At 66.8% G+C, this 20657-nt stretch carries 14 protein-coding genes; 5 read left to right on the plus strand and 9 right to left on the minus strand.

Translation table 11 applies throughout. The features are described from left to right. Positions 1–7 precede the first annotated feature (7 nt). On the minus strand, positions 8–907 hold the full coding sequence (locus Q7I88_RS00995; protein WP_305097180.1) for an ROK family protein: 900 nt from the start codon (positions 905–907) through the stop codon (positions 8–10). 53 nt (positions 908–960) lie between these two features. Between Q7I88_RS00995 and Q7I88_RS01000 the strand changes: the two genes are divergently transcribed. Then, the gene (locus tag Q7I88_RS01000; RefSeq protein WP_305097181.1) at positions 961–1518 is read left to right on the plus strand and encodes an NADPH-dependent FMN reductase; all 558 of its coding nucleotides are present in this window, start codon (positions 961–963) and stop codon (positions 1516–1518) included. 38 nt (positions 1519–1556) lie between these two features. On the opposite strand, the gene Q7I88_RS01005 is transcribed toward Q7I88_RS01000, so the two are convergent. Then, on the minus strand, positions 1557–2903 hold the full coding sequence (locus Q7I88_RS01005) for a sensor histidine kinase (RefSeq protein ID WP_305097182.1): 1347 nt from the start codon (positions 2901–2903) through the stop codon (positions 1557–1559). A gap of 19 nt (positions 2904–2922) precedes the next feature. Beyond that, a complete protein-coding gene (locus Q7I88_RS01010; RefSeq protein WP_305097183.1) occupies positions 2923–3579 on the minus strand; it encodes a response regulator in 657 nt (218 codons plus the stop codon). Positions 3580–3686: 107 nt separating this feature from the next. Between Q7I88_RS01010 and Q7I88_RS01015 the strand changes: the two genes are divergently transcribed. Genes Q7I88_RS01015 through Q7I88_RS01025 form a run of 3 tightly spaced genes read left to right on the plus strand, consistent with a single transcriptional unit; the run spans position 3687 to position 9100 of the window. Beyond that, positions 3687–4757: an efflux RND transporter periplasmic adaptor subunit gene (locus Q7I88_RS01015; protein WP_305097184.1), complete on the plus strand. Its 1071-nt coding sequence runs from the start codon at positions 3687–3689 to the stop codon at positions 4755–4757. A gap of 9 nt (positions 4758–4766) precedes the next feature. Next, entirely contained in the window at positions 4767–7874 is a 3108-nt protein-coding gene (locus Q7I88_RS01020; protein WP_305097185.1) for an efflux RND transporter permease subunit, read from the plus strand. Continuing rightward, complete coding sequence (locus Q7I88_RS01025) at positions 7874–9100, plus strand: TolC family protein (RefSeq protein WP_305097186.1); 1227 nt, start codon at positions 7874–7876, stop codon at positions 9098–9100. Before Q7I88_RS01020 ends, Q7I88_RS01025 begins: the two co-directional genes overlap by 1 nt. Positions 9101–9239: 139 nt before the next feature. On the opposite strand, the gene Q7I88_RS01030 is transcribed toward Q7I88_RS01025, so the two are convergent. Genes Q7I88_RS01030 through Q7I88_RS01040 form a run of 3 tightly spaced genes read right to left on the minus strand, consistent with a single transcriptional unit; the run spans position 9240 to position 13224 of the window. After that, positions 9240–10841: an MBL fold metallo-hydrolase RNA specificity domain-containing protein gene (locus tag Q7I88_RS01030; RefSeq protein WP_305097187.1), complete on the minus strand. Its 1602-nt coding sequence runs from the start codon at positions 10839–10841 to the stop codon at positions 9240–9242. Between the two features lie 11 nt (positions 10842–10852). Continuing rightward, positions 10853–11740 carry a ribose-phosphate diphosphokinase gene (locus tag Q7I88_RS01035; protein WP_305097188.1) on the minus strand — a complete coding sequence of 296 codons (888 nt, stop codon included), beginning with the start codon at positions 11738–11740 and terminating at the stop codon, positions 10853–10855. Continuing rightward, positions 11740–13224: a thymidine phosphorylase family protein gene (locus Q7I88_RS01040; RefSeq protein ID WP_305097189.1), complete on the minus strand. Its 1485-nt coding sequence runs from the start codon at positions 13222–13224 to the stop codon at positions 11740–11742. The genes Q7I88_RS01035 and Q7I88_RS01040 overlap by 1 nt, the downstream gene beginning before the upstream one ends. A 345-nt stretch (positions 13225–13569) precedes the next feature. Here Q7I88_RS01040 and Q7I88_RS01045 point away from each other — a divergent pair, with 345 nt between their 5' ends. Further along, entirely contained in the window at positions 13570–14535 is a 966-nt protein-coding gene (locus tag Q7I88_RS01045) for a 1-phosphofructokinase family hexose kinase (protein WP_305097190.1), read from the plus strand. Between the two features lie 61 nt (positions 14536–14596). Here Q7I88_RS01045 and Q7I88_RS01050 read toward each other — a convergent pair whose 3' ends face one another. The 3 genes from Q7I88_RS01050 to Q7I88_RS01060 are packed head-to-tail and all read right to left on the minus strand — an operon-like array spanning position 14597 to position 20634. Beyond that, positions 14597–16615, minus strand: a complete 2019-nt coding sequence (locus tag Q7I88_RS01050) for a preprotein translocase subunit SecA (RefSeq protein WP_305097191.1) — start codon at positions 16613–16615, stop codon at positions 14597–14599. Then, the gene (locus Q7I88_RS01055; protein WP_305097192.1) at positions 16608–18761 is read right to left on the minus strand and encodes a site-2 protease family protein; all 2154 of its coding nucleotides are present in this window, start codon (positions 18759–18761) and stop codon (positions 16608–16610) included. The genes Q7I88_RS01050 and Q7I88_RS01055 overlap by 8 nt, the downstream gene beginning before the upstream one ends. 10 nt (positions 18762–18771) lie before the next feature. Further along, positions 18772–20634: a GAF domain-containing protein gene (locus Q7I88_RS01060; protein ID WP_305097193.1), complete on the minus strand. Its 1863-nt coding sequence runs from the start codon at positions 20632–20634 to the stop codon at positions 18772–18774. Positions 20635–20657: the final 23 nt, after the last annotated feature.

Genomic DNA, 20657 nt, shown 5'->3' on the forward strand with positions numbered 1-20657 from the left:
AGTCCGCTCAATCCGGACGCTCGGCGCTCGCCCGCCGCGCCAGTTCGATCGCCCCCATCGGCCCGGCCCGGTCGCCCAGCGCGGCGAGAACTACGATTTCGCCGATCGTTTCCGCATCGACGTGCGGCAAGTAGCGGCCGAGGGCGCGAACGGCTTCCGCCCGGAGCAAGGGCAGCAGGAACGGCCGCCCGAGCGCGACGCTGCCGCCCAGGACAATCCGCTCGGCTGAGGTCGTCAGAAGGATTGCGGCGGCCAATTGCCCGAGATCGCCCGCAACCTTGCCCCAGCCCGGATGATCGTCCGCAATTGCTTCGGCGGGCATGCCGAAACGCGCGGCGAGGGCCGGTCCGCTGACCAGCCCCTCGATGCAGTCGCCGTGGAAGCCGCAGGTGCCGGGAAAGTCGTCGCCTACCACACGGCGCAGGCTGAGATGGCCGAGCTCGGGATGCATCGCCCCGTGAACCGGCTCCCCGCCGACGAGCAAGCCGCCGCCGACGCCGGTGCCGATGGTGACATAGCAGACGCTGTCGCATCCCCTGGCGGCACCGAGGCGATGCTCGGCGAGCGCCGCGGCGTTGACATCCGTATCGAGGCGAAAAGGGCGCTCCATGCCCTCGAGCAAGAGCCGGACCACCCCCACCCCGCTCCAGCCCGGCTTGGGCGTCTTGAGGATGTGCCCGAAGTCGGCACTGTTCCTCGCCAGCGCTACCGGGCCAAAGCTGGCGATGCCGATGCCGGCGAGCGATCGCTCCGCGTCCCACTCGCGCAGGAACCCGTTTAGCGCGCCGAGAGTTTCATCTGGAGCGCCCGTCGGTATCGCGTGGCGGGCTGTGATCTGCTCTCCGTCCGAAAGGACAGCGATGGCCTTGGTGCCGCCCAACTCGATTCCGGCAAGGGGCGCCGTCATCGTCGGCGCCTTGTCATGTCCCATCCCAATCACGCCCATCTAACGGAGTACCCATGGCCAAGTCTTACAAGATCGCGGTGGTGGTCGGCAGCCTGCGCAAGGAGTCGATCAACCGCAAGGCCGCCGAGGCCCTTGTCCGCCTCGCGCCCGACAACCTCGACCTCGAATTCGTCGAGATCGGCGCGCTGCCGCTTTACGACGAGGATGTCGAAGCTGCCGGAGCGCCGCAATCCTGGACGCGCTTTCGCGAGCAGATTTCCAGTGCCGACGCGGTGCTGTTCGTGACGCCCGAATACAATCGCTCGGTCCCGGGGGTACTGAAAAACGCCATCGATGTCGGCTCGCGTCCCTATGGGCAAAGCGCCTGGGCGAAGAAGCCGGCGGCGATCATGACCGTTTCGCCGGGAGCCATCGGCGGGTTCGGCGCCAACCACCACCTGCGCCAGTCGCTCGTATTCCTCGACATGCCGGTGCTTCAGCAGCCCGAGGCCTATATCGGCCGCGGGTTCGAGCTTTTCGACGAGACAGGCGAGCTCAAGAGCGACGACACGCGGTCGTTCTTCAAGAGCTTCATCGATTCCTTCGCCGGCTGGATCGAGCGCATCGCCTGACGGGACGGCGCAAACAGCGACGGCTGGTCCGCATCTGCCTAGGTCCCGACAGTCTTGGCAGGAGGGAAATGGACGAGCGCGAGCAAGCCGGATTTTCCATTTCTCAGTTCGATTCGGGCGTCGATGCTCTGAGCAATCTCCAGCGCGATGGCCAGGCCGAGCCCGCTGCCGGGCTTGGCCGGATCGAACCGGGTTCCGATCTGGAAGGCGCCTTCGAGCTGCTCGTCGGCCATTCCGGTCCCGTCGTCGCTGATCTCGATCGCGGTTCCCTCTGGACCGGAAGCGATCCCGACGCTCACCGCGCTTGTCGCCCACTTGCCGGCGTTATCGATCAGGTTTGACAGCAATTCGGCTAGATCGACCGGATCGACCGCGAGGCCCACGGACTTGTCCGACGAAGTCTTGATTTCGAAGGCGATGCCCGGGTGGATACGACGCATCGCGGATATGATCGGCACCAGCAATTCGGGCAGCTCGCTCACCGTCCCGGGCGTGTAGGCCCCGGCCGAGGAGCGCGCCCGGGCGAGCTGGAAATCGATCTGGCGCCCCATGGCATTGCTTTGTTCGAGCAGGGTGCGCGCGGCGCCTGCGGTCTTGCTGTCCGCAGTCAGCCGTTCTGCCTCGTCGGTGATGATCGCCAGCGGGGTGCGCAGCGAATGCGCGAGATTGCCGGCCTGAACCCTCGAGCGGGTTATAAGCTCACCGGTCTGGCGAATGTAGTCGTTGAGGTCGTGCGCCAAGGGGGCAATTTCCGCCGGCCAGGCCCCTTCGAGCTGGCTGGTCTTGCCGCTCCGAAGCCGGGCAAACGCCGCGCCGAGCCGGTCGAGCGGCCGCAGCCCGATACTGACCACAGCCGCGCCGGTGGCCAAAAGCAGCATGCCGAGGACCGTCAGCCAGAAGGTCAGTTCGCGCGTGAACCCCGCAATCACGTTGGTCAGCTCGCTCTTGTCGGTCGCGATCACGAAATGGACGTGGCGGCCTCCCGCCAGGACTTTCTCGAAGCCGTAGGCGATCGCAGGACCCGTCGGCCCAGGCGTGATCGCGTGCCGGATGACGTTATCGTGAGCGACCGCATTGTCGAAATGGCCGCGGGTCATCGACTCCGAGCGAAGTGGCGGCCCGCCGTCTACGTCGACCTGCCAGTAATAGCCCGACAGCGGCACTTCGTAGCGCGGGTCGGACAGCGGGCGGTCGAGGCGAACGGTTCCGTCGCGGTTCACACGAGCGAGCCGCGCCAGTTCGTTCACGTGGACGTCGAGTTCGTCGTGGAAGCTCTGTTCGACATGCCGGGTGAAGATGCTGGTGGCCGAAAACCAGATCGCACCGATACCGACGGCGACCCACACGAGCACGGCAAGGAGGATGCGCAGCCGCAAGCTGTTCATGGGCAGGGAAAGCCGCACCCTACTTCTCCAGCCGGTACCCGAAGCCGCGCAGCGTGGTGATCCGTTCCTTGCCGATCTTGCGGCGCAGGCGGCCCACCAGAACCTCAACGGTGTTGAGCTCGCGCTCGGCCTCGAGGTCGTAAAGATTCTCGAGAATGTCGCCCTGGCTCAGCACTTGTCCGGCCCGGCGCATGAACACGTGAAGCAGGCGGAACTCCTGCTTGCTGAGCGAGAGCGGCCGACCGCCCTGCTCGACGCTATGAGCTTGCGGGTCGAGGCGCAGGTCGCCAACTTCGAGCACCCCGCTGCGCGCTCCCGCCTGCCGGCGCAACAGGGCGTTGAGCCGCGCCTGCAGCTCCTCGAAGCGCACCGGCTTGACCACGAAATCATCCGCCCCGGCGTTGAGACCTTCGACCTTGTCCTGCCAGCTTCCCCGGGCAGTGAGGATCAGGATCGGACATTCGACCCGGTTGGCCCGCCAGTGCCGCAGCACCTGCAGCCCGTCGCCATCGGGCAGGCCGAGATCGAGGATCACTGCCGCCATCTTGTCGAGATCGGGCCAGGCTTCGGCGTCGGCGCCGCTCGTCGCCAGGTCGACCGCATAGGAGACGCCGCGCAGCCGTTCCGACAGGCGCCGCCCCAGTTCCGGATCATCTTCTACAAGCAAGAGGCGCACGCGGGGTCACAATCATAGGGCTGCTGGCGGGGTCAGCCGCGTAAATGAACCGCGAAACTGACAACAAGCTGCCAAACTGACAAGTTGTTGTCAGCTTGCGCCGGCAAATGCGGGGCATGATCCTCCGCAACACCCTCATTGCCGCGGCCCTGGCCCTGAGCGCCTGCTCGTCGGGCGACGAAGGCGGCGCGGCAAACAAGGATGCGGACCCCCTGGCGGGCCTGCAGATCACGACAGCACGGGCCCAGGCGGCGGAAGGCGTGCCACTGGCGACAGTGCCGGGCACGGTCACCCTCCCGCCCGAGGCGCGCGTCGCAGTGACTTCGACCTATCCCGGCGCGGCGCTGCGCGTCTTCGTGATCGAAGGTCAGCCGGTTTCGCGAGGCCAGCCGCTGGCGATCGTGCGTGCTGCCGAGCCCGTGCAGATCGGCGGCGACCTCGCCCGCGCGCAAGCCGAATATACGGTGGCCGAGCAACGCTCGAAGCGGCTCGCCCAGCTGGCGTCCGAAGGTATCGTGGCGCAGGCGCGCGCCGAAGAGGCGGCGGCCTTGGCTCGCTCCGCCGGCGCGACGGTGGCGGAAAACCGCCGCTTGGCGGCCATGTCCGGCATCGGGCGCGACGGCACGATGACGCTGCGCGCGCCTATCTCCGGCCGTGTCGCCCATGTCGGGGTGGAGACGGGTGGGCCGGTCGACGGGCTGACGGCGCCGTTCATCATCGAGAACGCCTCCGCCTACCGGCTCGATCTGCAGCTTCCCGAAAGGCTGGCGCGGCAAGTGCGGCCGGGCATGGCGGTCGACGTCTCGCTGCCAGGGAGCGACGGCCCCGTCGCTGCGGGCAAAATTCTATCCGTCGCCCCTTCGATCGACCCGCAGACCCGATCCGTCATGGCCAAGGCCAGCATCGGCGCGGCTCCCGGCCTGGTCGCAGGCAGCAACGTTACCGTAGCGATCCGCGACATGGGCATGGCGACCGGTATCGGCGTCCCGGCGGGCGCGGTGGTCAAGCTGGGGAACAAGGACGTGGTCTTCGTCCGCACCGGCAAGACCTTCGCGCCCCGCCCGGTAACGGTGGCAGCCACCGCGGGCGGCCAGGCGGTGTTGGTCGCCGGCCTCAAGGCGGGCGAGGTCGTCGCCACGAGCAGCCTACCCGAACTCAAGGCCATGGCCGCGGAATAGGTCGGCCCGATGCTGCGTAAACTCGTCGAAAAGGCCCTTTCGCTGCGGCTCGCCGTACTCGGCATCGCCGTGGTGCTCGCAGGGATCGGCGGCTGGTCCTTCGCCAACCTGCCGATCGATGCCTTCCCCGACATCAGCTCGACCCAGGTCAAGATCATCCTCAAGGCGCCGGGCATGACGCCCGAGGAGGTCGAAAGCCGCGTCATTACCCCGATCGAGATGGAGATGCTCGGCATCCCCAACCAGAGCGTCCTGCGCTCTGTCGCCAAATATGCCATTGCCGACATCACCATCGATTTCGCCGACGGGACCGACATCTACTGGGCGCGCAGCCAGGTGGCCGAACGGCTCAACGCCGTCATGGGCGACCTGCCCGACACTGTCAGCGGCGGGATGGCCCCGATCAGCACGCCGCTGTCCGACATGTACATGTTCACGCTCGAAGGGCCGCAGAGCCTCGCCGAAAAGCGACGCGTGCTAGACTGGATCGTTCGCCCCGCGCTGCGCACGGTCCCCGGCGTCGCCGACGTCAACGCGCTGGGCGGCTATGTCGAGACTTTCGAGGTCGCGCCCGACAACGCTGCGCTCGCCGCCGCAGGCCTCAGCACCGCGGACCTCGTTGCAGCCATCGAGGCGAGCAACCGCAACGACGGCGCCGGACGACTCGTGGTCGGCGAAGAGGCCCTGATCGTCCGCTCGACCGGGGCGATCCGCACGCACGACGATCTTGCCAACACGGTGGTGCGCTCGGGATCCGGCGCGGTGCTGCGCGTGGGCGATCTGGCCCAGGTGCGGACCGGAAGCCTGACCCGCTACGGCGCGGTGACGAAGGACGGTGAGGGCGAGGCTGTCGAAGGCCTGGTAATCGGCCTGCGCGGCGCGGATGCGAGCAAGGTGGTCGACGGGGTCAAGGCGCGGCTCGAGGAAATCAAGCCGAGCTTGCCCGAAGGCATGAGCATCAAGATGTTCTACGACCGCTCGGACCTCATCGGCAGGGCGGTCGGAACGGTCGAGGAGGCCTTGCTCGAAGCGACCCTGCTCGTCGTGGTCTTGCTGCTGCTCTTTCTCGGCGACGTGCGCGCCTCGGTGATCGTCGCGCTGGCCCTGCCGATGGCGGCGCTTCTGACCTTCATCTTCATGCGCGCCATCGGCCTGACCGCCAATCTCATGAGCCTCGGCGGTCTCGCCATCGCGGTGGGCATGCTGGTCGACGGGGCCGTCGTCGTGGTCGAAAACGTGGTCGAACGACTGAGCAACGAAAAACACGCCAAGGCCGGCAAGCTGCACAACATCTTCATCGCCACCGCGGAGGTGGCCAAGCCGGTCGCCTCGGGCATGGCGATTATCGCACTCGTCTTCCTTCCCCTGCTCACGCTGCAGGGGCTCGAAGGCAAGCTTTTCGCGCCCGTCGCCAAGACCATCGTGCTGGCGCTTCTCTCCGCGCTCCTGCTCTCGCTCACGCTGATCCCGGTGCTCGCCTATTTCCTGCTCAAGGTGAAGCACGGGCACCACGAGCCGTGGTTCATGCGCCAGGTCTCGCCGCGCTACGCCCGCTTGCTCGATGCAGCGTTCGGTAGAAAGAAGCTGGTTTTCGGTATTGCCGGCATCGCCCTGGTGCTCACCGGTGTAGCCTACACGGTGACCGGCAAGACCTTCCTGCCGACCATGGACGAAGGTTCGATCATCATGCAGCTGACCAAGCTGCCGACCGTTTCGCTCGAGCATTCCGTCGCTGGCGATCTCAAGGTCCAGAAGGCCATCAAGGCGCAGGTCCCCGAAGTCGAAGCCTTCGTCATGCGGATGGGCTCCGACGAGCTAGGGCTCGACCCGATGGGGCTCAACGAGAGCGACGGTTTCCTGCAGCTCAAGCCGCGCGAAGAATGGCGCGTGCGCGACAAGGGCTGGCTGGTCGAACAGATTCGCCAGGTCATGCAGCGATTCCCCGGCATCGAGCCGAGCTTCACGCAGCCGATCGAGATGCGCACATCGGAAATGCTCACCGGCGCCCGCGGCGACCTGGCCATCAAGCTGTTCGGTCCCGACCTCGGCGAACTTTCGCGGATCGCCGGTCAAATCCAGGGGCGGCTGGAAAAGATCGAAGGCACCTCGGAAGCGATGACCGTCGCCAACGACCAGGTCGACTACCTGCAGTTCGACATCGACCGCGTCGCCGCCGGCCGGCTTGGCATGCCGGTCAGCGAGCTGCAGGACATGATGCGCGCCGGTGTCGAAGGCGTGCGCGCGGGCGTCGTTGCCGAGGGCAACCGCCGCATTCCCATACTCATCAAGGCCGCGGGCGGGCGCGAGCTCTCGCCGCAGGTCTACGCGGACCAGCTGTACCGTTCCCCCGGCGGGCAGCTGGTCCGCACCAGCGATGTGGCCCGCGTCGAGCGCATCGAGGGACCGGTCAAGCTGGAGCACGAGAACGGCTCGCGCTTTGCGCTGATCCAGGCCTTCGTCTCGGGCCGCGATCTGGTCGGATACGTCGAGGAGGCCAAGGCCGACATCGCCGCCAACGTGCCGCTGCCGCCGGGTTACCGCCTCGTCTGGGGCGGGCAGTTCGAGAGTCAGCAGCGCGCCAGCGCCAGGCTGATGGTGGTCTTGCCGATATCGATCCTGATGATCTTTGCCATTCTATACGTCACGCTCGGATCGCTGCGCGGATCGTTGCTGATCCTCACCAACATCCCCTTCGCCATGGTCGGCGGAATGATCGCCCTGGCGATTTCGGGCGAATATCTCTCCGTGCCGGCCTCCGTCGGCTTCATCGCCCTGCTCGGCATCGCCGTGCTCAACGGTCTCGTCATGGTAAGCTACTTCCGGCAGCTGCGCGAGGAAGGCATGCCGCTGGCCGAGGCCGTGCGGCGCGGGGCCGAGCGGCGCCTGCGCCCGGTGCTGATGACCGCTTCGATCGCCGCGTTCGGCCTCGTTCCGCTGCTCTTCGCCACCGGGCCGGGATCCGAGATCCAGAAGCCGCTCGCCATCGTCGTCATCGGCGGGCTGGTCAGCGCGACTCTGCTCACGCTGGTCCTGCTGCCGATCCTCTACCAGCGGTTCGGCGAAACCAAGGCGGAACGCGAAGGTGGCGACCTGATCCATCCCGCGGAGGCCGTCTGATGAAGCGCTTGCGCCTGTTCGCCCTGCCTTTTGCCCTCCTGGCCGCTCCACTCGCCGCCGAGGATGCCCTCCCCGACGCGGCCTCGGTTGCCACCGCCCTCGACAACCACCCGAGCGTGACCGCCGCACGTGCCCGGGCCGATGCGGCCCGAGCCGAGGCGCGCGCGCTGGCCAAGGGTCCGCACGAGGTCCTCTTCAGCGGCAGCTACGTCAATCGCAACGTGCGGTCGGAGGGGGCTTACGACGAATTCGACACCCAGCTGACCCGCGCCGTGCGTCTGCCCGGCAAGGCACGCCTGGACCGGGCCATTGGCCGCTACGGTGTCGAGGCGGCAGACAACATGGCCGAAGACGCCAAGCATCAGGCCGCGCTGAAACTGGCCGAGGGCTGGTGGGACTGGGTCGGCGCCGGCGCGCAGGCGGCCATCGACGCGCAGGCGGTCGACAACTACCGGCGCGCGCTCGCGGCCGTGCAACGCCGGATCGAGCTCCACGACGCCGCCCTGCTCGAGGCAGACCAGGCCGCGGCGGCGCTGGCCGCCGCAGAGGTCCTCGCCGCCCAGTCGAGCGGCCGCGCGCAGGTCGCCCGCAGCCGTCTCGCCGCGCAGTTTCCCTCGCTCGCGCTGCCGCAGGAAGCCCCGGTCATCCCGGGCCCGGAAATGCCCGCAGAGAGTCTCGAGTTCTTTCGCGGTCGGGCGCTCGCCAACAGCCACGAGATCGCCGCTGCCGAGGCAATAGCCCAGCAGCGCGAAGCGATGGCCGAACGCGCCCGCAAGGACCGCATCGCCGACCCCACATTCGGTGTGCGGCTGTTTTCCGAGCGGGGCGGGGCCGAGCGCGGCGCTGGCATTCTGTTCTCGATTCCGCTCGGAGGCGGGCAGCGCGGCGCGCTGGCCGACCGGGCCGGGAGCGAGGCCACCGCGGCCCGCGCGGAGGCTACCCGCGCCCGCTTCGACATGCAGGAAATCGCCGCCGGCGACGTCGCCGAGGCCCGCTTCCGCCTTGCGGCCTGGCAACGCGCCCGTGCCGCGCTCGATTCCCAGGTGGCCGCCCTCACCAGGCTGCGCCGCGGCTACGATCTCGGCGAAATCGATCTGTCCGACCTCCTCTTCGGCGAGCGGATGGTGCACGATGCCTTCCGCGAAGAGGCCCTCGCCCGGGCAGAAGCACACCGCGCGCTAACCAAGCTACGGATCGACAGCCACGAACTGTGGCTCGCAGACTAGGTCTTGATATCGCCGGATCGAACCCGGTCGAATTCGTCGTTTGATGCTGCCCCTTCGGCGATGGCACGCCCGGTCGCAGGACAATTGCGCCGCGGCGATCGAATAGGCGGCGGCCGCGGAGACAAGCAACCATTGCAGACTAGCTGCCGCTCGATCGCCGTTCCTTGAAGTCCTCGTAAGACTCGAGAACATGCCGCATGTCCTCGAGCGCCTTTTGCCGTTTGCGCTCGTCTCGAATCTGCCCCAGCCTTGTCTTGAGCGAAGACACGAAGTCGGCGTAGGAATTCTGCCAGTCGCGGCCGGTTTCGAGCGCCAGGTCTTCGCGCCCGGTGGTGGTGCGCTTGGCCGGCTCGCCCGGCCTCAGGTCGTAGGTCTCGCCGATGCTGGGCAAGAGCACCGAAAGATGGGGCGCACTCTTCTGAACTAGCCGGCGCAGGGCTTCGCTGGCTTCGGGCTCGCCGTGCGAGAGGAACAGGCTTCCCTTGATGGGCTCGCGATCGTCGATCCATTCGAGCAATTCCGCCTGGTCTGCATGGGCCGAGTAGTACTCGATGCTGCGAACCTGTGCGCGCACGTTGACGTCGTTGCCGGAAATTCTCACCGTCTTTGCGCCCTCGAGAATCACGCGGCCGAGCGTCCCCTGCGCCTGGTAACCGACGAACAGGACCGTCGAATCGCGGCGGTGCAGGTTATGGAGCAGGTGATGGCGGATCCGGCCGCCTTCGCACATGCCCGATGCCGCCAGGATAATGGCGCCGGACATCGTATTGAGGCGCATCGACTCGCGCACATCGTCGACGAAGTGAAAGGAGGGATGGTTGAATATGTCGATGCCGTCCGTGTCCTCGAGTTCTGCGGAATAGCGCTCGAACACGCTGGTCACCTTGTTGGCGAGCGGTGAATCCACGAACACCCTGACATCGGGAATGTCGCCGCGCTTCAGCATGTGGGCGAAGTCGAGCAAGAGCTCCTGAGTCCGTTCGAGCGCGAAGGTCGGAATGATGAGATTGCCGCCGCGCGTCATGGCAGCCGTAACCTCCGCTTCGAGCAACTTGCGCCGTTCCTGGAGCGTCACCTTTTCGCGCACGCGGCTGCCATAGGTCGATTCGCAGATGACGAAATCGAGATCGGCGGGACCCGCAGGGTCTTCGAGAAAGGCGCGGTATTCGGGGCCCAGATCTCCCGAGCAGATGATCCTTACGCCGTCCATGTTCAATTCGGCCGACGCCGAACCAAGGATGTGTCCTGCATTCCACAGCCGGGCCTGGAATCCCGGAGCCGGCTCGAAGCTCTCGCCGCGCTCGACCGCCCTGCATTGCCGCCAGGCCGCAATCGCGTCTTGCCCGGTATAAACCGGCTCGATCGGGTCCTCGCCCGCCCGATCCCGCCTGCGATTTCGGCGCTCGACATCTTGTTCCTGGATGCGGCCCGAGTCCGCCAGCATGTATTCCAGGAGATCGGCCGTCGGCCGGGTGCACCAGATCGACCCTCTGAAGCCATGCTTCACGAGCTTGGGCAGCAGTCCGCTATGGTCGATGTGGGCGTGGGTCAGGACTACCGCGTCGATGTCTTTCGGCTTGAAGGCGAACGGTTCTGCGTTGAGCTTTTCGAGTGTGCGAGAACCTTGAAACATCCCGCAGTCCACCAGGATCGAGCGACCGCGATGGGTGAATTGCATGCACGATCCGGTAACGGTGTGCGCCGCTCCGTGGAAAGTCAGCGACAGCTTTTCGTTTGCCACGGTTCCTCGGTTCAGTTCGACCAGCCGCGCTTGCGGATTTCGTCCGCGAGCAGCTTGACCAGAGTGATTGTGGCCGTCGGTCCGGCAACGCTGTCGGTCGAGCGGATTCGATCGATTCCGGCCTGTTTCAGCAGGTCGATTTCCGCGGCGCTCGCCAGACAATGCGTGGCGAGTGCTTCGACACGCGTAGCGCCCGCCTTGCGCAGCAGACGCGCGGCCTGCTCGAGCGTTGCGCCGCTGGAAATGACGTCGTCGATCAGCACGACCCCGCGACCGGCGACCTCGTCGGCTCTTTCGAAAGATATCTCGACCTCACGGTCCGCGTCCCGCCGCTTCGTGCCGACGATCGCCGAAAGCCCCAGCGGCGCGGCGATTGCTTCGACCCACTGCCGGGATTCGCCGTCCGGGCCGACGAGCACGGGATTGTCTCCTGCGTCGATCGCGCTGGAAAGAACGGGGGCAGCCGTCACGCTAACGGCCTCGGTGCCAGGCATGATCTCTTCGAGCGAGCGAATTCGGTGGAGATGGGGATCGACCGTCAGAAGCGCATCGAAGTGTGCGGCGAGCAGCGCGCCGACCACGCGCTGGCTGACCGCCTGGCCCGGCTCAAAAGCCTTGTCCTGGCGCATGTAACACAAGTAGGGCGCGACAAGTATGAGCCTCCGGGCGCCATTCTGCCTCAGAGCGGACGCGGCCAAAAGGAGCTCGACCAACTTGGCGTTGGGATGATCGAGCGAGCGATAGAGGATCACCGTTTCGGGCGGAGGATCGACTCTGACCAGACTCTCGCCGTCGGGGAAACGGTGCAGCGCCACAGCGCCGGAAGAAACGCCCAGCTCGCCGGCCAGCCGAGCGGCCAGTTCGCCGGATTCCGGAAATCCGAAGAGTGCACAGGCCATCAGGCGATTCCGTAACCCGACTGCTCGGCTGCGAGCTCCCTGGCAAAGCCAAGTCCCGTTTCCGAGTGGGCGTATATCCGGTAGAGCGCCTCGCCGGTGCGGACCGCCGCGCCCACCTTGTGCAGCAGGTCGATCCCTGCGCCCTTGTCCATCGGGGCCCCGGCGAGCCGCGCAATGCGCGCGATGCGCTCGCAATCGATGCTGGCGACCCTTCCGGCCCGCGGCGCCTTCACCTCGAAGTGATGGGCGCCGAGGGCAGGCGGCTTGGTGTTGCGCCCCTGTACCTCGATCAGCCGTTCCATGACCGCGAGTGCCTCGCCGGACGCCAGCAGTTCGAGCGCGCGGGCATAGCCGCGGCCTCCCTCGATCGCCGGATCGAACTCGAGCACGTGTCCGGCCAGCAGGACGGCGCGATCGCGCAGGTCGTCCGGCGCATCGGCGTCGTTGCGCAGCACGGCCATCACGTCGCGCGCTTCGAGCACGGGCCCGATGCCGCGGCCGACCGGCTGCGAGCCGTCCGTGATCACGATGTCGGTAACGATGCCCATGTGCCGCGCGACATATTCGAACATCTTGCGGAGCCGCACCGCATCGCCCTGCGTGCGGACCTTGGCCGTCGGGCCCACGGGAATGTCGATCACGAGATGGTTCGATCCGGCCGAAACCTTCTTCGAAAGGATCGAGGCGACCATCTGCTCGTACCTGTCTAGTCTCAGCGGACGCTCGACGGTGATCAGGATATCGTCTGCCGGCGAGAGATTGACGCGCCCGCCCCAGGCGAGGACGCCCTTCTCCTGCCTGACGATTTCGACCAGGCGGTCCTCCGACAGGTCGACGTTGGCGAGCACTTCCATGGTGTCCGCCGTCCCGGACGGCGAGGTAATCGCGCGCGACGAAGTCTTCGGGCAGAGCAGACCGTGAGCGGCGACGATGGGAACGACGATCATCGAGGTGCGGTTGCCCGGAATGCCGCCGATGCAATGCTTGTCGACCACCAGCGGGGAATCCCAATGCAGCCTGTTGCCGACGTCGACCATGGCCTCGGTCAGCGAGAGCGTCTCCTGCGTACTCATGAAGCCGGCACAGGCGACGAGGAACGCGCCGATTTCCATCGGCGAGTAGAGGTGAAGCGTGATATCCCGAATGACGGCCGAGATCTCGCTTGCGCTCAGGACCTCGCCATCGATTTTTCGGCGCACGAATTCGAGGCTGGGCGGAGGTCGCGCCTGCTCGATCGACACCTCGCTCCCCTCGTCCATGGCCAGCCGGCGAAAGGCCTGCTCGCCGAGTCCGATTTCCCCCGCGCCCACGATGCTTTCGTCGTCGACCAGCGCCAGCGATGCGAGAATCTCCCCGCAATCGCAAAACACGCGCAGCTTGCGCAGCGCCTGGAATTGCTCGGCGGAATAGCCGTTCCCGTGGCGCAGCAGGAAAACCGTGTTTTCGGGGTGGGTATCGATCGGGATTTTGCGAATTTTCAGCAAGTCTGCCCCTCTCTGGCATCGCTCGGTTTCTCTGTGGCTCCGGCTCGCGCCTCCATCCGTCGGGGATTTCGTCCGGCTTGCCTCGACTCCTCTGTCCTCGGAAAGCGATCTCCTTCTGCCTCGTGCGCAGCACGACAGTCGGCCGAACGTGGCCTCTCGCGAACTCGATGTCGAGGACTTCGCGCGCCGCGACGATGCTCTCCGACGGAGCTTGCGGGCGCAAAAGCAAATCCGTTGAATCAGGCCTCGCGGCTCGATAGCGTGCCGTTCCGAAAATCCATCGGTGCGCGCCTGCCTGGGCGGCGGCCAGTGCATCTCCGGCGCAGCGCACAGGGAAACGGGTAAATGTTCGAAATCGCGACCTTGACGATGAATCCGACCATCGACGTTGCGCTCGAGGTCGATCGTATCAGGCATACGCACAAGCTCCGCGGCCACAGCGAGACTCATGCCCCGGGCGGCGGGGGAATCTGCGTCGCTCGCGTGTTCGTTCGCCTCGGCGGAAATGCGCGGTGCTATTATCTATCGGGCGGCCCCATGGGTGCCGCGCTCGACGGCCTCCTCGATCTTCATCAGCTTGTCAGGAAGAGGATTCCGATCGGCGGCGAGACGCGGCTGTGCACGACCGTGTACGACCGGGAAAGCGGCAAGGAATACCGTTTCATGGCCGAGGGGCCGGTCGTGGCGGAAGCCGAGTGGCGGGCATGTCTTGACGCGATCGCCGAGGTGCGCTGCGACTATCTCGTTGCGAGCGGATCGCTCCCGCAGGATGTGCCCGCCGATTTCTATGCCCGCGTCGCCCGTGTGGCCGAGAAGCGCGGAATCCGCTTCGTGCTCGATAGCTCCGGACCGGCGCTGGCGCAGGGCCTGGCCGGGCCACCGGTGTTCCTGGTCAAGCCGAGCCTCGGAGAATTCCGTGCCCTCACGGGGTTGCCGCTCGAAAGCGAAGACGCCATCGCGGCCGCCGCGGCCGAGTTGGCCCGCCGCGGTCCGGCCGAGCATGTCGTGGTCACCATGGGCCGGGATGGAGCACTCCTTGCCAACGCGGACGGCGTGCTGCGCCTGCCCTCGCCCCAGGTCACCACCGCCAGCGCAACCGGTGCGGGCGACAGCTTCGTTGCCGCGATGGTCCATGCGCTGGCGTCGGGCCGGGACGTGCGAGAGGCCTTCCGCTTCGGCATGGCCGGCGGCGCCGCTGCGGTGCTCACTCCCGGTTCCGGCTTGGCTCCAGCGGCGGAGATACACCGCCTCTACGAGCAAATGCGCGCGAAAGCCGCAAATGCCGGCAACGGAGAAGGGGGTGCCGGCTGACGGCAGAATACCTGCCGAATAGGCTGTTTCCTTTCCGGGCGCACTTCATCCGCCACAGCAATCAGCCGCTGAAGGACATGCTTTCGCGTAGCCGCTCCTCGGACAATTCGACCTGCCGCCGGCCCGCCGCATGGCGCCGCTCGGCCTGTGCCTGCGCCCATTTGCGCAGCCATTCGGCGGGTCCGTCGCGCACCGGCCACTGCCTCGACGAGCGCGCGAGCATGCCCGTCGCCGCGCCGCCGAAATGGACATAGAGCTCGTCGTCGAGCGCGGTGATGGCTTGCGCCGATCCGGGATCGCCCTGCCGCCCGGCGCGGCCATAGAGCTGGCGGTCGATGCGCGCGGATTCGTGGAAGGCGGTGAGGATGACGTGCAATCCGCCCGCCGCCTTCGCCTCCTCGCCCAGCTCGATATCTGTCCCGCGTCCGGCCATGTTGGTGGCCACCGTCACCGCGCCGGTCTGCCCCGCTCCGGCGACGATCTCGGCTTCCTCGTCGTCCTGCCTTGCATTGAGCACGCGGTGGGCGATGCCGCGAAGCGACAGCGCGACCGAGACCTTTTCGGAATCCGCCACGGAGCGGGTTCCGACCAATACCGGGCGGTCGCCCTCTTCCGCCTTCACCTGCGCCACGGCGGCGCCGACAAGGCGCCATTTCTCCTCCTGCGTCCGGACCATCACGTGACCGCGGTGCTCGCGGATGCATGGGCGGTTGGTCGGCACCGGCTTCACGCGCAGCCCGTAATCGGCCCATAATTCGCCCGCCACTTCGCGCGCCGTGCCGCTCATCCCGGCGATCCGGCGATAGCGGCGGAAGAACACCTGGTAGGTGACCCGCGCCAGCGTGTTGCGCGTGCCGGTCAGCTCGACCTGCTCCTTGACCTCGACCATCTGGTGCAAACCGCCTTCCCACGACCGGTCGGCCATGGTCCGCCCGGTCCCTTCATCGACGATCTGCACCTTGTCCTCCCGCACCACGTAATCGCGGTCGCGCTGGAACAGGTAAAGTGCGCTGAGCGCCTGGTGCGCGAGCTGTTCGCGCGCCTGGCGGATACGCCAGGGCCGGTGCGGCAGGCCCGATGCCCGCTCGGCAATCGCGATCTTGCCGCGCTCGGTCACCTCGACGCTGCGCTCGGCGGGCTTGAGGCGGTAATGGCGGCCCTGCTCGAGATTGGCGGCGAGTTCGAGCGCCGACTGGTATAGGCCGTCATCGTCGGAGGGCACTTCGGCCGACAGGATCAACGGCGTGCGCGCCTCGTCGATGAAGATCGAATCCGCCTCGTCGACGATCGCGAAATGCAGCCCGCGCATGGTCAGCGGAGCACCGGCGCGGCCGAACAATTCGGCCACTTTGCGCCGGGTCGCCCCGCGCTGCTTGCCGAGCGCGGCCTGGTCCTTGAGGTAATCGAAGGCGATTTCCTTGTTGGTTCCGTAGACCACGTCCGCGCCATAGGCCGCGCGCCTTTCTTCGAGTTCCTTGCCTTCGACGATGAGCCCCGTCGACAGGCCGAACAGGTGATAGACAGGCTCCAGCTTGGCGAGGTCGCGCTCGGCGAGATAGTCGTTCACGGTGAAGACGTGGACCGGCATTCCCGCGAGTGCGCCGGTGATCGCGGGAAGCAGCGCGGTAATCGTCTTGCCTTCCCCGGTCGCCATTTCGGCGATCCCGCCATCGACCATGATCAATCCGCCCATCAGCTGCACCGGGAAATGGCGCATGCCGAGTTCGCGGAACGTCGCCTCCCGAATCAGCGCGAAGCACTCGTCGACGAGGTCATCCTTCAGCCCCTGCGAGGTCAGCCGTGCACGCATGGTGCGGCAGCGCAGGACAAAGGCCTCCTGGCCCAACGCGGGTAGATCCGCAAACCTCTCGGTCATGGCGGTGGCGCGCGCGAGCAGACGATCCTTCGCCAGCGGGGAATCGACCATCAGGCGCCCGATCGCGCGGTCGAACGGGCGGTCCCATTTCCAAGCCTTGCGCTGGCCCTTCTCGGCATAGGGGGCGATCACCGGTCCGCTCTCGCTGCGAATCTCGCGCCAGATGTCGTGCGCGCGTTCCCTTAGGCTTTCGCGATCAAGCATCGAAGCGGGCCAGGAACATCTGCCGCACGCGCCGCGCGACCTGCCAGCCGAGCGGCTCCCAGTCGAGGCGGAAGCGGACGAAGACGCGGGTGCCAAAGGGCACGTCACGCAGTTCGGGCGGCAGTGCGATGTCGAACAGGAAAACCCGGGCGAGCGTGGTCTTGCCGTCCTGATCGCGCGGGTCGAGCGGGAAGATGCCCCCGCGCGAAGTGGCGAGGATCGGATTCGGCAAGGTGTGCGTGGCGCCGGGCACCGAGCGGACGATACGCCCTTCGAAGGTCTCGCCGGGCCGGTCCGGCAGGCGGAACGCGACGCCGTCCAGATGGCCGCGTATCAGCTCGAAATCGTCCTGCGACACCGCGATTCGCGCGACCTCGGCCGCGCCCGGCGTGACATAACCGATCAGTTCGCCCTTGTGCACGAACCGCCCCGGCAGGTCCTGCGCCGGCGCGGCGGCGAGCATGAAGCGACCGGGCGCTTGTGCCTTGACCTCGAGATCGCCGAGCCGCTGCTGCTGGATGGCAAGGCGTTCGAGCGTCTCACGCAGCGTCAGGGTGCTGACCTCGCGCTTGACCCGATCGCGGGCGAGTTCGGCATCGGCCTCGGCCTGCATTTCGCGCGCGCGCCAGCGCAATTGCTCGACCTCGGCCTGCAGCAGCGGATGCTCGGCCTCGACCAGCAATTGTCCCGGCAGCACCGTATCGCCCTCGCGGGCGGCGATGGCGGTGATCGTACCGTCCGACCCGGCGCGCACATGCGCTTCCTCGGGCAGCCAGACCACGCCTTGGGTGTTGGCGTGATGGGGAGCGGGCAGGACGAACAGCAGCAGCGCCAGCCCCGCCACCGCGCCGAGAGTGATACGCGCCGCGCGGCGGCGGTTGCGGTGAAGCTGCGGGCTGTTGAAGACATGACCGAACATCTTCCACAGCGGCAGGCCTACGCTTGACCAGATCGTCCACATCGCGATCACCACGCCGATGACGAAGAAGCGTTGCGCCACCATCAGCGCGATGCCGAACATCATCACCATCCGCGCGGCAAAAGCGGCTGGGGCATAGAGGACGAACCAGCGCTTCTCTCCCGGCGTCGCCGCATAGGGCTTCACGTCGGGCGTACGGAAGACGTGCTTGTCGACGAGGTGCGACCAGTATTTGTTCGAACGCGAGGCGAGATTGGGAATTTCGAGCAGATCGGCGAGGATGTAATAACCGTCGAAGCGCAGCAGCGGGTTGCCGTTGACCAGGATGGTCGAGATTCCAGCCACGGTGATGGTGTTGAAACAGATCGCGCGCGCGAGGCCTGGCTCCAGCCCGACCCACGCGAACATGGCCAGTGCCGCTATGAACAGCTCGGCGATCATTCCCGCCGCGCCGATCAGCGCGCGCTGCCACTTGCTCTGCAGTGCCGCGGCGGCGGAAGCATCGACATAGGGCACGGGGAACAGGACTAACATCATGATCCCCATTTCGCGCACTTCGCGGCCATTGGCCTTGGCGGCGAAACCGTGGCCGAGCTCGTGCGCGGTCTTCACCACCGGATAAACCAGCGCCATCACCAGCAGGTTCTGTGTCGACAGCACCCGGTCCCAGAGATTGTCGGTCAGCTCGCTCCAGTGTTCGCCCGCCAGCAGCAAGGCCGGCATCACCACCGCCAGCCACAGCGCCAGGCCGACCCAGCCGAATAGCGGGCGCAGATACGGCATCATCCGCGTAAGGAACTTGTCGGGATCGACCAGCGGCACGCGAAAACTCATCGGACTCTTGAGGTTCTGCACCCACAGCTGGCGCTTCTGCTTGCGATGACGCTTGAACAATTCCTCGGTGTCGGGGGCGGCGTCGCTCGCCAGGAGGTCGGAATTGTGCAGCTGGCCGAGCGCGGCGATGACATCGTCCTGCGTCGGCGCATCCTCGCCGATATCGTCGACCAGCTTTTCCCACAGCTCATTGACCGTGTGCTGGCCGTCAAGCCGTCCGATCAACAGGTAGGCGCCGCGCGGAAAGCGATGGACCTTGCCCGCCACTCCGTCGTCGAGAATATACCACACCTCGCCGCGATAGATGTGCCGGCGCACGCGGACATGGCCGCGCAGCTTGGGCCTCAAATGGGCGACATTGTACCAGGAGGCGCTCTGGAAGGGACTGGCCATGCCGCGCGTCTCAGGGAAGCCAGTTCCACGCGAATAGGCTTAGCCATTCGCGCAAGCTGCGGGTCCAGATCCAGAAATTGCTGCGCCGGTCGATATCGACCTTGGCCACGCCCTCCATGCCCGGCCGCATGATCTCGCTGGCGCCCTCGCCCAGCTCGGCCTCGACGCGGAAGGTGTTCTGCCCGTCGCGATTCTCGGTCACCGAGGTCAACTGGGTGACGGTGAAGGGCACCGTCCGCCCTGCGAGCCCAGTCGGTGCGAAACGGCCGTGCTGGCCAGGTTCGAGATAGGCGATATCGGCCTCGTCCACGTGCAGCACGACCCGGAAATCGTCGAGGGGTGCGACTTCGAACAGGACCTCGCCTTCATCGACGGGCGAACCGACAAGCTGGCTGACATCGCCCGATACCAGCACCCCGTCGATCGGCGCCACCATGTTCACCCGCGCGAGCTTGTATTCGATCAATTGCAGCTCGGATTCGGCCTGCCGCAATTGCGCGCCGAACTGGTTCATCTCGGCACGTTCGTGCTGGGCCAGCGCCTGGCGGTATTGCCGGTCATATTGCTGCACCTCGCTCTGGGCCCGGGCATGGTCGATCTCGAGATCGCGATCGTCGAGCGTGGCGAGTACCTGCCCGGCCTTCACCACATCGCCCGCGCGGGCATGCGATTGCGCGATGAAGCCCGAAAACGGCACCGAGGCCGCGCGCTGCACACGGCCTTCGAGCGCGGCGTCCGAAGCGACGCGGAACTGCGCGATGGGCAGGAACAGCACCAGCAACAAGATCAGCGCGGCAATTCCCAGCGCCTTGGCCAGCGGACGCCGCGGGCCCAGCAGCGCCCTGGCGCCATCCATTGCCGCCCCGCGCACTCTGCCGCTGACCAGCCGCGCCTCGCGCCTTTGCAGCGCGAAGACAGGCGCCACCAGCCCGGCGGCGGTTTCGCAGAACAGCGTCTCGGTTGACGAGAAGGGCTCGCCGCCCTTGTCGCGTTCGATGGTCAGCACGCCCAGCGCGATGCCCCGATCGACGAGCGGCACGGAAAGAATCGCCGAAGATCCGAGCGCGGCGGCGAGCTTGGCGTGCTGGATCGTGATCGCGCCGGAGGATGTCCCCTCGGATTCCGGACACAGGATGGTCTGTTGCTGATCGTGCGCCTCGTCCATCGCCGCTTCGATCGTCTCGGCAATGTCCGAACGTTTGCGGAACCACGAGCCGTGGCTCATCGCCTGCAATCTGATTGATTGCTTGCGCGCCAGCCCCACCGCCGCGCGGTCGGCATGGGCGATGCGGCAGATCTCGTTGCACAGGGCCATCGCCGATTGCTCGAGCGTGTCGTGCTCCTGCACCGCGGCCAGCAATTCGAGCGCGGCGGCGGCGCTGGCGCGGTACGTGGCGCCCGCGTCGGCGCGATGCTGCCACACCAGCGACAGAATCCAGCCGACGCCCCAGTGCAATTCGCGCAAGGCCTTTTGCAGCACCGCCGCACCGCCTTCGGCGAGCGCGAGGACTATGGCGCCGTGAATATGTTCGCCCGATGACACCGGATAGGCGATGCAGGTCTGGCCGGGCATGTCTGCGAGTGGCTGGACCTGCGGCTGCCCGCTCGTCAGCGCCACTTCCCCAGCCTTGCGCAACGGATCGATATTGCTCGGGCGTGAAGGCCACGCGGCAATCGGCGCAAACTGGCCGCCGCCTTGCTCGAGCAGGATCAGCCCGCCGCTCGCCCCCGGCGTACGCGCGCATTGCAGGTCGAGCCAGGCGCGGCAGAACTCCGCCGGGCCGGCGGCCGTCGCCAGCGCAGCCCACAGGGCGGCCTCCTCGGGCGCGGTGCCGTCGGCTGCCTCCTGCTGCTTGAATGGCTGTGCCTGCATATCCCCCATCCCGCCGCGCGGAC

Source organism: Croceibacterium aestuarii, from assembly GCF_030657335.1.
Lineage (GTDB): Bacteria > Pseudomonadota > Alphaproteobacteria > Sphingomonadales > Sphingomonadaceae > Croceibacterium_B > Croceibacterium_B aestuarii.

Excerpts from the sequence above, each read along its gene's own strand:
- Q7I88_RS01015 (WP_305097184.1), top strand. The coding sequence starts at position 3,687 with ATGCGGGGCATGATCCTCCGCAACACCCTCATTGCCGCGGCCCTGGCC.
- Q7I88_RS00995 (WP_305097180.1), bottom strand. The coding sequence starts at position 907 with ATGACGGCGCCCCTTGCCGGAATCGAGTTGGGCGGCACCAAGGCCATC.
- Q7I88_RS01045 (WP_305097190.1), top strand. The coding sequence starts at position 13,570 with ATGTTCGAAATCGCGACCTTGACGATGAATCCGACCATCGACGTTGCG.
- Q7I88_RS01000 (WP_305097181.1), top strand. The coding sequence starts at position 961 with ATGGCCAAGTCTTACAAGATCGCGGTGGTGGTCGGCAGCCTGCGCAAG.
- Q7I88_RS01055 (WP_305097192.1), bottom strand. The coding sequence starts at position 18,761 with ATGGCCAGTCCCTTCCAGAGCGCCTCCTGGTACAATGTCGCCCATTTG.
- Q7I88_RS01050 (WP_305097191.1), bottom strand. The coding sequence starts at position 16,615 with ATGCTTGATCGCGAAAGCCTAAGGGAACGCGCGCACGACATCTGGCGC.
- Q7I88_RS01025 (WP_305097186.1), top strand. The coding sequence starts at position 7,874 with ATGAAGCGCTTGCGCCTGTTCGCCCTGCCTTTTGCCCTCCTGGCCGCT.
- Q7I88_RS01060 (WP_305097193.1), bottom strand. The coding sequence starts at position 20,634 with ATGCAGGCACAGCCATTCAAGCAGCAGGAGGCAGCCGACGGCACCGCG.
- Q7I88_RS01020 (WP_305097185.1), top strand. The coding sequence starts at position 4,767 with ATGCTGCGTAAACTCGTCGAAAAGGCCCTTTCGCTGCGGCTCGCCGTA.
- Q7I88_RS01005 (WP_305097182.1), bottom strand. The coding sequence starts at position 2,903 with ATGAACAGCTTGCGGCTGCGCATCCTCCTTGCCGTGCTCGTGTGGGTC.
- Q7I88_RS01035 (WP_305097188.1), bottom strand. The coding sequence starts at position 11,740 with ATGGCCTGTGCACTCTTCGGATTTCCGGAATCCGGCGAACTGGCCGCT.